Here is a 15,721-nt window from a genome sequence, read left to right as displayed (position 1 = left end):
ATCAGCGAATTACTGCGCGGCGGCTTGGGTAGATTTGACCACCGCCGGCTTCACCACCAGCCACAACGCCAGCGCAATCAACACCCCGCCATAGATGTGCGCCATCGACAGCGGCTCATCGAGAAACAACGCGCCCCACAACACGCCGAACGGCGGGATCATGAAGGTCACGGTCATCGACTTGACCGGGCCGATGGAACTCAGCAGACGGAAGTAAATGATGTAGGCAAATGCGGTGCAGCCCAGGCCCAGGCCCAGCAGCGACAGCCACACGCTCCAGCCGCCCCAACTTGCCGGTGGTGCGGTGATCACGCTGTAGCCGAACAGCGGCAGCAGGAACAGCGTCGCGCCGAGCATACTGCCCAGGGCCGAGAGGCGACTGTCCAATCCACCTGCCTGATCCAGCCAGCGTCGCGCGAGAAATCCTGCAAAACCGTAACAAGTGGTCGCGAGCAGACAGGCAACGGCGCCCATCAGCAATGGCAGATCAAACGCCACGGGACCGGCGCGGGTCAGCACGCCGACGCCGAACAGTCCGAGGAATACCCCCCCAAGTTTGGCCACGGTGAGTTTCTCACTGAAGAACAGTCCGCCGATCAGCACGCCCATCAAGGGGGTGGTGGCGTTGAAAATCGCTGAATAGCCGGCCGGCAATACTTGGGCCGCGACCGAATACAGGGTGGCCGGGATGCCCGAGTTGATCACGCCCAGCAGCATCACGGTTTTCAGTTTGCCTTTGAAATCCCAGCGCACGCGCATCAACCCCAGGATCACCACCAGACCGACAGCGGCAATCGATACCCGGAAGAATCCGGTCGGCACCGTACCGACCACTGGCGCAATGATGCGCATGAACAGGAAGCTCGCGCCCCAGATAGCAGCGAGCGACAGCATGCGGAACATATCGACGGGACTCACGGTGACACTCCTTCCTTTATCGGGACGAGAGTGTTGCCGAGCGCCCTGACGATGGCAACCGCTATTGGGGCATTTAACTTTGGTCCGACCGGTCCAATGTTTACGCCGGCAACGAATAATTCCTGTCGTGTGCAACCACGACGCGGTTTTGGCACAAATTGCACTTCACCTGCGGCCGGTTCCGTGGCTAAGCTCAAGCATTCCGAATGCACGCAGAGGTCTCATCTATGCCGCAGCAATGGCCAGCCCCCGACATCGCCCGCATGATCCTCGATGGCTTTGACGATTACCGCGAGCATTTCCGTCGGATCACTGACGGCGCTCGGGAGCGCTTCGAACAGGCGCGCTGGCAGGAGATCCAGACGGCATCGGCGGCGCGGATCAACCTCTACGAAGACAAGGTCGGCGAAACCATCGCCCGGCTGCGTGAACATTTCGACGACGAAGCACTGATGGACGTCAATGGCTGGCCACTGGTGAAAAGCGCCTACATCAGCGTCATCGATTTGCGCTTCGACGATGAGCTGTCCGAGACCTGGTACAACTCGATTTTCTGCGGGCTGTTCAGCCATGACCTGATCAGCGACGGCTGCATGTTCATCCACACCACCCGGCCGAGCCTGCGCCGCGCCCGGGCGGCGCAAACCCGAACCTACAAGCCGCAAGGTCAGTTGTCCGGGATGTTGGCGAGAATCTTTGCCGATTATCGTTTTGGTGAGGATTACGCCGATTTGCCCGGTGACCTGCACCGCCTCGAAGCGCAGTTGCGCGAGAACCTGCCGGACTGGGTCTGCAAGGATCCGGAACTGAGCGTCGAACTGTTTTCTTCGGTTCTGTACCGCAACAAGGGCGCGTATCTGGTCGGGCGCATCTACACCCGCGACGAGCAATGGCCGCTGGTCATTCCGCTGCTGCACCGCGAAGGTCGTGGGGTTCAGATCGATGCGCTGATCACCGACGAAGCCGACGTGTCGATCATCTTCTCCTTCACCCGCTCGTATTTCATGGTCGATGTACCGGTGCCGGCGGAGTTCATCGGCTTCCTGCGGCGCATTTTGCCGGGTAAGCACATCGCCGAGTTGTACACCTCGATCGGTTTCTACAAACACGGCAAGTCCGAGTTCTATCGCGCGCTGATCAATCACCTGGCCAACACCGACGATCAGTTCATCATGGCCCCCGGCGTGCGCGGCATGGTGATGAGCGTCTTCACGCTGCCGGGTTTCAACACCGTGTTCAAAATCATCAAGGACCGTTTTTCGCCTTCGAAAAACGTCGACCGCGCCACGGTCATCGAGAAATACCGTTTGGTGAAAAGTGTGGACCGGGTTGGGCGCATGGCCGATACCCAGGAGTTTGCCGATTTCCGTTTTCCGCTGAGCAAGTTCGACCCCGCGTGCCTTGAAGAATTGCTGGAAGTGGCGGCGTCCACGGTCTCGGTCGAGGGCGATACGGTGCTGATCCGCCACTGCTGGACCGAGCGGCGGATGACGCCGCTCAACCTGTACCTGGAGAACGCCAACGATGCCCAGGTGCGTGAGGCGCTGGAGGATTACGGCTTGGCGATCAAGCAATTGGCGGCGGCGAATATCTTTCCCGGCGACATGCTGCTCAAGAACTTCGGCGTCACCCGCCACGGGCGGGTGGTGTTCTATGACTACGACGAAATCTGCTTCCTGACCGAAGCCAACTTCCGCCACATCCCGACACCGCGCACGCCGGAGGATGAAATGGCTTCAGAGCCGTGGTACTCGATCGGGCCGCTGGATGTGTTTCCCGAAGAGTTTCCGCCGTTTCTGTTTGCCGATTCGGGGCAACGCAAGTTGTTCGACCAATTGCATGGCGAGTTGTACAACGCCGATTACTGGAAGAGCCTGCAGGAGGCGATTCGGGCGGGGAAGGTCATTGATGTGTTTCCGTATCGGCGTAAGGGCCTGGATAACGAATAACAGCCGCGACGAGCGGCAACTTACAAGCTTCAAGTCAGCAGCGGATTCAACTTGCGGCTTGTAGCTTGCCGCTTGTAGCTGCTTTTCTGCGACAATCGCCCCCCTGCGCCACTAGACGACTGAATTGCGTACCCGATGACCGAAGAATCGCCCTCCATCGACAAACTGCTGAAAAACCTCGATCACGCCATGCTTGCCGACCGCCACCGGCTGCGGCGGCAGTTGCTTGAGCTGCGTAAAAAGCCAGACGAGGCCAAGCTGGCCCAGTGGGTGGCGCGCATGCAGGCGTCCTGTGACCAGGTGCTGGCGCGCCGTGCCAGCCTGCCGGTGATTCGTTACGACGACAGCCTGCCGATTGCGGCCAAGCGTGACGAGATCAAAAAGGCGCTGGAAAAACATCAGGTGCTGATCATCGCGGGCGAAACCGGCTCGGGCAAAACCACGCAGTTGCCGAAAATCTGTCTGGAGATCGGTCGCGGCCAGCACGGTTTGATCGGCCACACCCAGCCACGGCGGATCGCTGCACGCAGCGTTGCCAGTCGCGTCGCCGAAGAACTCGCGACGCCGCTCGGGTCGCTGGTGGGCTATCAGGTGCGCTTCGAAGATCAGAGCGATTCCAACACCCTGATCAAACTGATGACCGACGGCATCCTGCTGGCGGAAACCCAGAACGACCGCTATCTGGAACGCTACGACACGATCATCGTCGACGAAGCTCACGAACGCAGCCTCAACATCGACTTCCTGCTCGGTTACCTGAAAACCCTGCTGCCGCGCCGCCCCGACCTGAAAGTCATCATTACCTCGGCGACCATCGACCTGGAGCGCTTCTCCAAGCACTTCGACGATGCGCCGATTGTCGAAGTCTCCGGCCGCACCTTCCCGGTGGACACCTGGTATCGCCCGCTGACCCTGGAGCAGGACGAGGAGGGCAACCGCGTTGAGGACGACCTGACCGTCGATCAGGCAATCCTCGCCACCCTCGACGAAATTGCCGCCTACGAGCGCAGCGAACGTCGCAGCCCAGGCGATGTGCTGGTGTTCTTGCCCGGCGAGCGCGAGATTCGCGATGCCGCCGACATGCTGCGCAAGGCCCAACTCAAACACACCGAGATTCTGCCGCTGTACGCGCGCCTGTCGCCGGCCGAGCAGCAACGGATTTTCCAATCGCACCCGGGCCGTCGCGTCGTGCTGGCGACCAACGTCGCCGAAACCTCGCTGACCGTACCGGGCATTCGTTACGTGATCGACAGCGGCACTGCGCGCATCAGCCGCTACAGCTACCGCGCCAAGGTTCAGCGTCTGCCAATCGAAGCGATTTCCCAGGCCAGCGCCAACCAGCGTAAGGGCCGTTGCGGCCGTGTCGAACCGGGCATTTGCATACGTTTGTACAGCGAAGAAGATTTCCTCGGTCGCCCGGAATTCACCGACCCGGAGATTCTGCGCACCAACCTCGCGGCGGTTATTTTGCAGATGTTGCATCTGCGCCTCGGCGAGATTACTGCGTTCCCATTTATCGAGCCGCCGGACGGCAAGGCGATCAGCGACGGTTTCAACCTGCTGCAAGAACTCTCGGCGGTGGATCGCAACAGTCAGTTGACCCCGCTTGGCCGTCAGTTGGCGCGCCTGCCGGTCGACCCGCGCATGGGCCGCATGCTGCTTGAAGCGGCGAAACTGGGCAGCTTGCAGGAAGTGCTGATCGTCGCCAGTGCCATGTCGATTCAGGACCCGCGCGAGCGTCCGCCGGAACGCCAGCAAGCGGCGGATCAGGCCCACGCGCAATGGAAGGATGTCGATTCCGATTTCGCCGGCCTGGTCAATCTGTGGCGCGGTTTTGAAGAACAGCGCCAGGCGCTGACCGCCAGCCCGTTGCGCAATTGGTGCCGCAAGAACTTCCTCAACTATTTGCGTCTGCGCGAGTGGCGTGATTCCCATCGCCAGTTGAGCCTGATCTGCCGCGACATGCAGTTGAGCCTCAATAAAGAACCGGCCGATTACCCGAAACTGCACAAAGCGGTGCTCGTCGGTTTGCTCAGCCAGATCGGCCAGAAAACCGAGGACGGCGATTACCTCGGCGCCCGTCAGCGACGTTTCTGGATTCACCCGTCGTCGGGCATCGGCAAGAAGCGTCCGCAATGGCTGATGACCGCCGAACTTGTGGAAACCACCAAGCTCTATGCGCGCATGGTCGCCAAGATCGACGCCGACTGGATCGAGCCGCTGGCCGGGCATCTGATCAAGAAAAATCACTTCGAACCGCACTGGGAGAAGAAGCGCGGCCAGGTCGTGGCCTTCGAGCAGATCACCCTGTTCGGGCTGATTGTGGTCGGACGCCGACCGGTTCATTACGGTCCGGTTGACCCCGTGGTTTCGCGTGAGCTGTTTATCCGCGAAGGTCTGGTGCGGGGCGAGATTCAGTCCAGAGCCAAGTGCCTGACCGCCAACAAACAACTGCTCGAACAGCTCGATGAACTGGAAGCCAAGGCCCGTCGCCGCGACATTCTGGCCGATGAAGAAACCCTGTACGCCTTCTACGATGCGCGGCTGCCGGCGGAGATTCACCAGACCGCGACGTTCGACAGTTGGTACCGGATCAACAGCCAGAAAGACCCGCAACTGCTGATCATGCGCGAAGAAGACGTGCTGGCCCGCGAGGCCAGTGAAGTCACCGCGCTGCATTACCCCGACACCTTGCACATCGGTGATCTGGAACTGACGCTCAGTTATCACTTCGAACCCAATCACCCCCGTGACGGCGTGACCCTGCGGGTGCCGGCGCCGTTGCTGCCGATGCTGCCGCCGGAGCGCCTGGAATGGCTGGTGCCGGGGATGATCGAGGCCAAGTGCATCGCCCTTGTGCGCAATCTGCCCAAAGCGTTGCGCAAGAACTTCGTGCCGGTGCCTGACTTCATCAAGGCTGCGCTGCAACGCATGACCTTCGCCGAGGGCTCGCTGCCCCAGGCGTTGGGGCGCGAGTTGTTGCGCATGACCGGTGCGCGGGTCAGCGATGAGGCATGGGCGGAAGCGGCGCAGCAGGTCGAAGGGCATCTGCGCATGAACCTGGAAATCGTCGATGGCCAAGGCAAATTCCTTGGCGAAGGACGGGACCTGGCCGAACTGACCGCGCGTTTTGCCGAAGCCAGTCAGGCCGCACTGGCCGTGCCGCAGAGCGCGAAGAGTCAGCAGCCGGTGGAGGCGAAAGTCTTCGCGCCGGTGGCAGCAAAAACTCAGCAGAAGATTGCCGGGCTGTCGATGACGGTCTACCCAGCGCTGGTGGAAGAGGGCGGCACGGTCAAGGAAGGGCGGTTCTCGACCCCGGCCGAAGCCGAGTTCCAGCATCGCCGTGCGTTGCAGCGCTTGCTCATGCAGCAACTGGCCGAACCGGCCAAATTCCTGCGCGGCAAATTGCCGGGGCAGACCGAACTGGGCTTGCTCTACCGTGAACTGGGCCGGGTCGATGCGCTGGTCGAAGACATTCTGCTGGCCAGTCTCGACAGTTGCATTCTTGAAGGCGAAGACCCGTTGCCGCGTGACGGTGCAGGGTTGGCGGCGCTGGCCGAACGCAAACGTGGCAGTTGGACCGAGCACGCCGAGCGCGTGGCGCGGCTGACGCTGGAGATTCTGAAGATCTGGCATGGCCTGCAAAAGCGCTTCAAGGGCAAGATCGATCTGGCCCAAGCCGTGGCACTGAATGACATCAAGCAGCAGATCAGTCATCTGGTTTATCCGGGGTTCGTCCGGGAAACACCGATGCAGTGGCTCAAGGAACTGCCGCGTTATCTGAAAGCCGTCGAACAGCGTTTTGAAAAACTGGGCGCGCAAGTGCAGAAGGATCGGGTCTGGAGCGGCGAACTCGCCGGCCTGTGGGCGCAATACCAGGCCCGCGCCGCCAAGCATGCCCAGGAAGGCAAACGCGATCCACAGCTTGAGTTGTATCGCTGGTGGCTGGAGGAATACCGGGTTTCGCTGTTCGCCCAGCAGTTGGGAACGAAAGTGCCGATTTCCGATAAGCGCCTGAATAAACAATGGACCCAAGTCGAACCCTAGATCTATCGACGAGCACAATCCCCCTGTGGGAGCGGGCTTGCTCGTGAAGGCGTAGTGTCAGATAACTGATTCGGTGACTGACACACCGCCTTCGCGAGCAAGCCCGCTCCGACATTGGGATTTGCGTTGTGCTTGAGAAAGGGGCCAAAACCTTGGGTTTATGGCAAACTTCGCGACCATAAATGCCTGTTTCGCGACCCAGAGCCTTCGGCGCGGTCACGTAACGGAATAAAACGATGCCAGGTTTGCGTCCCCCGGATGGGAATAGACCCTTTGTGTGTTGGTACGACGGTTCCAGCACTTTCTGCCTGAACAGATTAGAGAAACGACCATGCATAACGTCGTCATCAGCGGCACCGGCCTGTACACCCCGGCCAACAGCATCTCCAACGAAGAGCTGGTGCAGTCTTTCAATACCTACGTCGCGCAGTTCAACGCGGACAACGCAGACGCCATCGCCAGCGGCGACATCCAGGCCCTGACCGAATCCAGCGCCGCCTTCATCGAAAAAGCCTCGGGCATCAAGAGCCGCTTTGTCATGGACAAAGAAGGCATTCTTGATCCGCAGCGCATGGCCCCGCGTCTGCCGGAGCGTTCCAACGACGAATGGTCGGTACTTTGCCAAATGGCCATCGGTGCTGCCGAACAAGCCTTGCAACGTGCCGGCAAAACCGCCGCTGACATCGACGGCGTGATCGTCGCCTGCTCCAACTTGCAGCGTGCTTATCCGGCCATTGCCATCGAAGTCCAGGAAGCCCTGGGCATTCAGGGTTTCGGTTTCGACATGAACGTGGCCTGTTCCTCGGCCACCTTCGGCATTCAGGCGGCCGCCAACAGCGTGCAACTGGGCCAGGCCCGGGCGATCTTGATGGTCAACCCGGAAGTCTGCACCGGTCACCTGAACTTCCGTGACCGCGACAGCCACTTCATCTTCGGCGACGCCGCCACGGCCGTGATCATCGAGCGCGCCGATCTGGCTACGTCCAAATACCAGTTCGACGTGGTCAGCACCAAACTGCTGACCAAGTTCTCCAACAACATCCGCAACAACTTCGGTTTCCTCAACCGCGCAGCGGAAGAGGGCGTCGGTACTCGCGACAAGCTGTTCGTGCAGGAAGGCCGCAAGGTGTTCAAGGATGTTTGCCCGATGGTGGCTGAACTGGTCGGTACGCATCTGGAAGAGAACAAGCTCAATGTCGGCGATGTGAAGCGTTTCTGGCTGCATCAGGCCAATCTCAGCATGAACCATCTGATCGTGCGCAAACTGCTGGGCCGCGACGCCACCGAAGAGGAAGCTCCGGTGATCCTCGACACTTACGCCAACACCAGCTCTGCCGGTTCCGTGATTGCTTTCCACAAGTATCAGGATGATCTGGCTGCCGGTTCGCTGGCGGTATTGAGTTCGTTCGGTGCGGGTTACTCGATCGGTAGCGTGATTCTGCGCAAGCGTTGAAAGTGGTTTAATTTCCGCTTAATCACGCTGACCTTTCCTACATCCGAATCGGTTGAAACGCTGTAGTTTTCGGAAATGGCGGCAGGAGACGCTTCAGGCGAATCCTGCCGCTATCATTTTCGAAGTCGGAACAAGGGGATTGATGGATGGCGGTTGACGACACCCAACTGCTCGCGCGTTTGCTGGCAGGCGAGCAACAGGCTTTCAAGGAACTGGTCACGACTTATCAAAGCGCCATGCGCGCCGTCGCTTATGCGATTGTCGGCCAGCGTCACGTCGAAGAAGTGGTGCAAGATGCATGGCTGTCGGTAGTGCGCCATATCGGCAGTTTCGAAGGCCGCTCCAGTCTCAAGACCTGGTTGCTGACCATCACCGCCAACTCGGCCAAGAGTCGCTACAAGCAGAATCGCCGCGAAGTGTTGATGGATGACTTGCCGTCACCCCACGGCACCATTGATGATGACCGCTTTTCCCCCGGCGATGGCCACTGGCTGATCGCACCGTTCGCCTGGCACCAGGACACGCCTGAAGCGCTGCTCACTGAAAGCGAGTTGCGTGAGTGCCTCGAACACACACTGCTCAACCTGTCGGAACTGCAAAGCAGCGTTTTGTTGTTGCGCGAACGCCAGGGCCTTGAGCTCGAAGAGATCTGTAATCTTCTGGAGATATCGCTCTCCAATGTCCGTGTGCTGCTGCATCGTGCGCGGCTGAAAGTCTTCGCGACAGTGGAGCATTTTGAGGAGACCGGGGAATGCTGACCTGTAAGGAACAAGTAGCGCGCTCCAGCGATTATCTCGATGGCCAGCTGAGCTTTCGCGAAAAACTGATGGTGCGTCATCACCTGATGTTCTGCCCCAATTGCCGGCGCTTTATACGCCAGATGCGATTGATGCAGGCGACGCTGAAGGCGATGCCGGAGAAACCTGAAGAGGGTGTGGATGCGTTGGCCGAGCGGCTGGCGGCGCGGCGCCGGGAAGACAGCCCCTAGGGGGAGAAGCAGGCTGGCGCGCCTGCGGCACACGGATGATGGGGATCGCCGTAGCCGCGCCAGACTGTTGAAGCATCTCAAGCGCTGCACCCGGATGAGAAGCGCATCGCCTGAGATCTGTTGCTCTGGTGCTTAGAACTTCGCTTCTGCGTCCAGTTGCAGAATGTTGGTGTCGGCGTCGCGCTGAGTGCGGCTGGAGTAGTCAGCCTTGGTCAGGAAGTACGTGGCGCCGAGGGCGAAATTCTTGTCGATGTCGTAACCGACTTTGAACTTGTGCCCACGCGAACCGGTGGTGCCATTGGCGAAGTCGGAATCAGTGAAGGCGCCGACCACAGCATTGCGTTGCACGTCACGATAGTTGTAGTCGAGGTTCAAACCGAAGACTTTCGACTTGGCACCGAGCAACCAGGCGGTGTCCTGATCGGTCACGGCATCGTTGTTCTTCACATACTGACCGTAGAACGAAAGCGGCATCGGCAGGCCGCCGATGTCGATCTGGCTGAAACCCTCGTACAGACGGAATTCGTTGTTGGCCGAGTTGCCATTGACGGCCAGTGCGCATGGCGTGGAAGAGCCCGTGCAACGGCTGTCCTGATCGTTCTGGTAGGCGTAGACGCTGCCGCCAACGGTCAGTTTCAGGTTGTCGGTGATGGCGATGCGGCTACCCAACTGGCCGGAGGTCAGGCGCAGGTCGTGACGGAATTGCACGCCTTCGCCGTCGACGTTGTCCTTGAGGTTGTAGTTGCCCAGGCTGCCGAACAGTTCGGCACTGCTGCCCAGTGGGTACTTGTAAGTGACCGCCAGACCTTCCGGGTTGATGTCGCCGTCCCAGATCACGTCGCCCATGCTCACCCACGGTTGCAGCATCTTGCCGCCGATCACGTGCAGGTTCTTGATCGCATCAGGGTGGTAGTCGATGTAGCCCAGGTCCAGCCAGATCTGCTTCTTGTCGAAGTAGTTGTCCTGATCCTGGTTGGTCGAACGAGCATCATCGCCGCCGCCGGTGGCGATACGGATGCCGGTGTCCACTTGCGGGTTGATCTCGGTGTAGGCACCCAGACGTGCACGGATGCGCTGACGATCCTTTTCGCGGCCGCCGTTGTTGGCTTCGCCGTCGATCTTGACGGTCTCCTGGCGGATGCGCACGTCACCCTTGAACTGGGTCTTGGCAGCCCAAGCCAGTTTCTGGTCGAAGACGCTTTGTTCGTTGGTCTTCTTTGCGACAGCCGCGACTTGTTCATTGGTCTCTTGCTGCGCCTGCTGGGCGATTTGCTGAGCCTTCTGATCCTTGGCCAGTTCAGTTTGCAGTTCTACATACTGCGCCTGGGAAATCGAACCGTTAGCCTTGAGCATGTCGAGCAGTTTGGCGTCGACTGCAGCACTGGCCGGAACGCTCATGGCCAGTAACAGGCCACCGCACAGGGCCGCCGCAGTTTTCGTGGAAGCAAGACGCATAGCAATCTCCGAAGATGAGTGGGATGGCTGAACCATCCTGGGCACAACCGACGGTTGAAGGTCGGAAAACAGTGTCCGGGTAGAACCCGGCGCTCTAAAAACAGGCGCCAGTATCGCGATGGTTTATGACAGGGCAGTGGCACGGTGATGGCAGGTTGATGACGGTGCTTATTGGTCGTGAACTATTGATCTAGAGCGCTGTCGGCCGATGGCGGGTGTGCAATGCGGCGCAATCGGCGATACTCGCCGAGCGCTGAAACCCCGATGTGGAGAGCTCTTTGATGCCGTTGCAATGCCTGCAGAACCTGTCAGAAATCGCCCCGGCCACTTGGGATGCATTGGTGCCGGACAATCAGCCGTTTCTGCGCCATGCTTTTCTCAGTGCGCTGGAGGACAGCGGCAGCGTCGGCCCTCACACCGGCTGGCAGCCCGAGCACTTGCTGCACATCGAAGATGGTCGGCTGATCGCCGCCTTGCCGGGTTACCGCAAGTGGCACTCCTACGGTGAGTATGTGTTCGACCATGGCTGGGCCGATGCCTGTGCCCGGGCCGGAATCGATTACTACCCCAAACTGTTGACGGCTGTGCCGTTCAGTCCAGTCAGCGGCCCGCGGTTGCTGGCGGCCAAGGTCGAAGACGGTTTTGAGCTGCTCAAGAGCCTGCCGGGTTATCTGGAAATCGAAGGGCTGTCCGGCGCGCACATCAATTTCACCGATCCGTTCACCGACGCCGCCATGGCCGAGCAGCCGGGCTGGTTGCAGCGCATCGGCTGTCAGTATCACTGGCACAATCGCGGCTATCGCGACTTTCAGGATTTTCTCGACGTGCTCAGTTCGCGCAAGCGCAAACAGATGCGCAAGGAGCGCGAGCAGGTGGCGGGGCAGGGCTTCGAATTTGAATGGCTACAAGGGCGAGAGCTAAACGAATCGCAGTGGGATTTCGTCTACGCCTGTTATGCCAATACCTACGCAGTGCGTCGGCAAACACCGTATCTGACGCGAGCATTCTTCAGCTTGCTGGCAGAACGCATGCCCGAATCGATTCGTGTGGTGCTGGCCAAGCAGGGCTCACGGCCAGTGGCCATGGCCTTCAGTCTGGTAGGCGGTGACAGTTTTTACGGGCGCTATTGGGGATGCCTGGCCGAGTTTGATCGGCTGCACTTTGAAACCTGTTTTTATCAGGGCATGGACTACGCGATTGCCCAGGGCTATCAGCGTTTCGATGCCGGTGCTCAGGGCGAGCACAAACTGATTCGTGGCTTCGAACCGGTGATCACTCACTCGTGGCATTACCTGCGGCATCCGGGTCTGAAAGCGGCGGTCAAAGACTTCCTGCAGCAGGAACGCGCCGGTGTCCTGGCCTACGCCGAAGAGGCCAGAGCGGCCTTGCCCTACCGCCAAACCTAAATCTCCAATGTGGGAGCGGGCTTGCTCGCGCCCACATTTGGTTTTGTGTTGGACTCAGGTTTTTTCGTTACCCAACCAGAGATAAATCACTCCACCGGCCACCGCACCCGACAGCGGCGCCACCCAGAACATCCACAACTGCGCGAGCGCCCAGCCGCCGACCATCAGAGCCGGCCCCGTGCTGCGGGCCGGGTTGACCGAGGTGTTGGTCACGGGAATGGAGATCAGGTGGATCAAGGTCAGCGCCAGACCTATGGCAATCGGTGCAAGGCCCGGCGGGGCGCGCTTATCGGTGGCGCCCAGAATGATGATCACAAACATCGCGGTCATCACCAGTTCCGTGACAAACCCTGTGGCCATCGAATACTTGCCGGGCGAGTGCTCGCCGTAACCGTTGGAGGCAAGGCCGGCGGCAATATCGAAACCCTCCCTGCCGCTGGCAATGTATTAAAGCAGCGCTGCCGCCAGAATCCCGCCGAGCACTTGGGCGATGATGTAGGCAGGCAACTCTTTGGCCGGAAACCGACCGCCGACAAACAGACCGACCGAGACGGCCGGGTTGAGGTGACATCCGCTGATGTGGCCGATGGCAAACGCCATGGTCAGCACCGTCAGACCAAATGCCAGGGCCACCCCCAGCACCCCGATTCCCAAAGGTGAAGACGCGGCGATCACCGCACTGCCACAACCGCCCAACACCAGCCAGAACGTACCCAACAACTCCGTGACTGAACGTTTGAACAGAGACATGAGAAGAGTCCTTGATAGGCGTGCTATCGAGACTGCATCGAGTTATGCGTCCTTGCGGACTTACGACAGGTTCCCTGCCGGAACCTTGGCTGAGTACAGCACGCTTTGGATGGATTTCCAGCAGGCGATAAAAACCGCCAGCACCCGTGGTTAAAGGGCTGTGGCGATCTTCAAGGTGGTTGCAGGCCAATGTGGAAGGGGGCTTGCTCCCGAAGGCGGCGTGCCAGTCAAATGTTCGGTACTGACACCCCGCTTTCGGGGGCAAGCCCCCTCCTGACCCAATGATCAATCGATCCCGACGAACCCCCCGGTCTGGTGCGCCCATAACCGCGAATACAAACCGCCATGGGCCAACAGTTCGGCATGGGTGCCGCTCTCCGCGATCTTGCCGTTTTCCAGCACCACCAGGCGATCCATGCGCGCGATAGTCGAGAGGCGGTGAGCAATGGCGATCACGGTTTTGCCCTGCATCAGGGTTTCCAGGCTTTCCTGAATCGCGGCTTCGACTTCCGAGTCCAGGGCCGAGGTCGCTTCGTCCATGATCAGGATCGGCGCGTCCTTGAGCAGCACTCGGGCAATCGCGATGCGCTGACGTTGGCCGCCCGACAGCTTCACCCCGCGCTCACCAACATGCGCGTCGAAGCCAGTGCGTCCTTCAGCGTCCGACAGCAGTGGAATGAACTCATCGGCACGAGCCTTGTGCACGGTGTCCCAAAGCTGTGCGTCAGTTGCGTCAGGTTTGCCGTACAGCAAGTTGTCGCGGATTGAACGGTGCAGCAGTGAGGTGTCCTGGGTGATCATGCCGATCCGCGCACGCAGGCTTTCCTGGCTGACTTCGGCGATGTTCTGGCCGTCGATCAGGATGCGTCCGCCCTCGACGTCATAGAGGCGTAGCAGCAGGTTGACCAAGGTTGATTTACCAGCGCCGGACGGTCCGATCAGACCGATTTTTTCACCCGGTTTGATGGTCAGGTTGAGGTCGCCGATGATGCCTTTCTTCTTGCCGTAGTGGAAATCGACGTGCTCGAAACGCACTTCGCCGCTGGCGACGGCCAGCGGTTTGGCCTGTTCGTGATCGGTGACGCTGACCGGTTGCGAGATGGTCCGCAGACCGTCCTGGACCATGCCGATGTTTTCGAAGATGCCAGTGACCACCCACATGATCCAGCCGGACATGTTGACGATGCGGATCACCAGGCCGGTGGCCAGGGCAATGGCGCCGACGGTGATCAGCGATTGCGTCCACAACCACAGGGCCAGCGCGGTTGTGCCGACGATCAGCAAGCCGTTCATGGCGGTGATCGCCACGTCCATGCTGGTGACCACGCGGCCGGCCATTTGAGCTTTGACGGTTTGTTCTTCGATCGCTTCCTTGGCGTAGTGCTGTTCGAAATGAGTGTGAGCGAACAGCTTGAGCGTGGCGATATTGGTGTAGCCGTCGACGATTCGGCCCATCAGTTTCGAACGTGCGTCGGAGGCTTCCACCGAGCGGTCCTTGACCCGCGGCACGAAGTAACAGAGTGCGCCGATGTAGGCGACGATCCACGTCAGCAACGGGACCATCAGACGCCAGTCGGCTTCGGCGAACAGCACCAGCGCGCTGATCGCGTAGATCCCCACATGCCACAGTGCATCCACCGCTTGCACCGCTGAATCACGCAGCGAGTTGCCGGTCTGCATGATGCGCTGGGCAATGCGCCCGGCAAAGTCGCTCTGGAAGAAGTTCAGGCTCTGCTTGAGCACGTAGCTGTGGTTCTGCCAGCGGATCATGCTGGTCATGCCGGGGCTTAATGTCTGGTGCACCAGCAGGTCGTGCAGGCCGAAGAAAATCGGTCTGAGCACAAGCGCAACCACCACCATCCACGTCAGTTCGAGGGCGTGATCACTGAAGAAATTCGGGTTTGGCGTACCTTGGGCCAGGTCGATGATGCGACTCAGGTAACTGAACAGTGCCACTTCGATCAGCGCGGCGAACAGGCCGACCACCAGCAGGGCGGCGAAACTCGGCCAGACCTGCTTCAGGTAATAGGTATAGAAGGGGAGCACACGGTCGGGCGGAGATGCCGTCGGGGCGTCGCGGAATATGTCGATCAGTTGTTCAAAACGGCGATAGAGCATCAGATAACCGCCCGGAGTACGGGCTCTCCTTTTATCAGTGTGAGCGGCGCGGGATCAGGCCGGCGCCGCTCGATATGCCCTGTACAGCTTAGTCGATGACTTTGGCCGACTTGATATGCACAGGAACGGCAGGCACATCTCGCATGCCATTTTTGGTGGTGGTTTGCGAGTTGACGATGATGTCCACGACATTCATTCCATCAAGGACCTTACCGAATACGGCGTAACCATCACCCTGGTCGAGGAAGTCGTTGTCTTTCACGTTAATGAAAAACTGGCTGGTGGCCGAGTCAGGATCTGAAGTGCGCGCCATGGCCAACGTCCCTCGGACGTTGTGCAGACCATTTTTCGATTCGTTTTTGATCGGTGCCTTGGTTTCTTTCTGTTGCATTTGCTCGGTGAAGCCGCCGCCCTGGGCCATGAAGCCCGGGATCACACGGTGGAAGATGGTGTTGTTGTAGAAGCCGCTATTGACGTAATCCAAGAAGTTTTTGGTACTGATCGGTGCTTTGACCGCATCCAGCTCAATGATGATCGGACCGTTGTCGGTGATCAGTTCAACCTTGGGTTGCGGCGCAGCCATCAGGTTGGCAGCAAACAGTACGGTGCCGGCGACGAGGGCGAGTTTTTTCAGCAT

The 15,721-nt window shown here is 59.6% G+C and carries 10 protein-coding genes and 1 pseudogene; 6 read left to right on the top strand and 5 right to left on the bottom strand.

Going from position 1 to position 15,721, the window contains the following annotated elements:
- Window positions 1-9 precede the first annotated feature (9 nt).
- Window positions 10-918 (bottom strand): DMT family transporter, encoded by a 909-nt coding sequence (locus tag K5E40_RS01350; protein WP_221729366.1) that lies wholly within the window; start codon window positions 916-918, stop codon window positions 10-12.
- 227 nt (window positions 919-1,145) lie between these two features.
- Here K5E40_RS01350 and aceK point away from each other — a divergent pair, with 227 nt between their 5' ends.
- The 5 genes from aceK to K5E40_RS01325 all read left to right on the top strand — a co-directional run bounded on the left by aceK (window position 1,146) and on the right by K5E40_RS01325 (window position 9,355).
- Window positions 1,146-2,867: a bifunctional isocitrate dehydrogenase kinase/phosphatase gene (gene aceK, locus K5E40_RS01345; protein ID WP_221729365.1), complete on the top strand. Its 1,722-nt coding sequence runs from the start codon at window positions 1,146-1,148 to the stop codon at window positions 2,865-2,867.
- A 135-nt stretch (window positions 2,868-3,002) separates the two neighbouring features.
- The gene (hrpA, locus tag K5E40_RS01340; protein WP_221729364.1) at window positions 3,003-6,914 is read left to right on the top strand and encodes an ATP-dependent RNA helicase HrpA; all 3,912 of its coding nucleotides are present in this window, start codon (window positions 3,003-3,005) and stop codon (window positions 6,912-6,914) included.
- Between the two features lie 331 nt (window positions 6,915-7,245).
- Window positions 7,246-8,367 carry a beta-ketoacyl-ACP synthase III gene (locus K5E40_RS01335; protein ID WP_221729363.1) on the top strand — a complete coding sequence of 374 codons (1,122 nt, stop codon included), beginning with the start codon at window positions 7,246-7,248 and terminating at the stop codon, window positions 8,365-8,367.
- A gap of 146 nt (window positions 8,368-8,513) precedes the next feature.
- Window positions 8,514-9,125: an RNA polymerase sigma factor gene (locus K5E40_RS01330; RefSeq protein WP_221729362.1), complete on the top strand. Its 612-nt coding sequence runs from the start codon at window positions 8,514-8,516 to the stop codon at window positions 9,123-9,125.
- Window positions 9,119-9,355: an anti-sigma factor gene (locus K5E40_RS01325; RefSeq protein ID WP_221729361.1), complete on the top strand. Its 237-nt coding sequence runs from the start codon at window positions 9,119-9,121 to the stop codon at window positions 9,353-9,355. Before K5E40_RS01330 ends, K5E40_RS01325 begins: the two co-directional genes overlap by 7 nt.
- A 132-nt stretch (window positions 9,356-9,487) precedes the next feature.
- On the opposite strand, the gene K5E40_RS01320 is transcribed toward K5E40_RS01325, so the two are convergent.
- Window positions 9,488-10,810 (bottom strand): putative porin, encoded by a 1,323-nt coding sequence (locus K5E40_RS01320; RefSeq protein WP_221729360.1) that lies wholly within the window; start codon window positions 10,808-10,810, stop codon window positions 9,488-9,490.
- Between the two features lie 281 nt (window positions 10,811-11,091).
- Between K5E40_RS01320 and K5E40_RS01315 the strand changes: the two genes are divergently transcribed.
- Window positions 11,092-12,216, top strand: a complete 1,125-nt coding sequence (locus K5E40_RS01315; protein ID WP_221729359.1) for a GNAT family N-acetyltransferase — start codon at window positions 11,092-11,094, stop codon at window positions 12,214-12,216.
- A 54-nt stretch (window positions 12,217-12,270) separates the two neighbouring features.
- On the opposite strand, the pseudogene aqpZ reads toward K5E40_RS01315, so the two are convergent.
- The 3 genes and pseudogenes from aqpZ to K5E40_RS01300 form a co-directional block, all read right to left on the bottom strand.
- Window positions 12,271-12,966, bottom strand: a pseudogene (aqpZ, locus tag K5E40_RS01310) (aquaporin Z).
- Window positions 12,967-13,251: 285 nt separating this feature from the next.
- Entirely contained in the window at window positions 13,252-15,084 is a 1,833-nt protein-coding gene (locus K5E40_RS01305) for an ABC transporter ATP-binding protein (RefSeq protein WP_221729358.1), read from the bottom strand.
- An 88-nt stretch (window positions 15,085-15,172) separates the two neighbouring features.
- Window positions 15,173-15,721 carry a peptidylprolyl isomerase gene (locus K5E40_RS01300; RefSeq protein WP_221729357.1) on the bottom strand — a complete coding sequence of 183 codons (549 nt, stop codon included), beginning with the start codon at window positions 15,719-15,721 and terminating at the stop codon, window positions 15,173-15,175.

Origin of the sequence: Pseudomonas baetica, assembly GCF_019733355.1 — a bacterium.
Taxonomy (GTDB): Bacteria; Pseudomonadota; Gammaproteobacteria; order Pseudomonadales; family Pseudomonadaceae; genus Aquipseudomonas; species Aquipseudomonas baetica_A.
The sequence above is the reverse complement of the archived record's forward strand: the minus strand, read 5'-3'. Positions and strand labels throughout refer to the sequence as shown.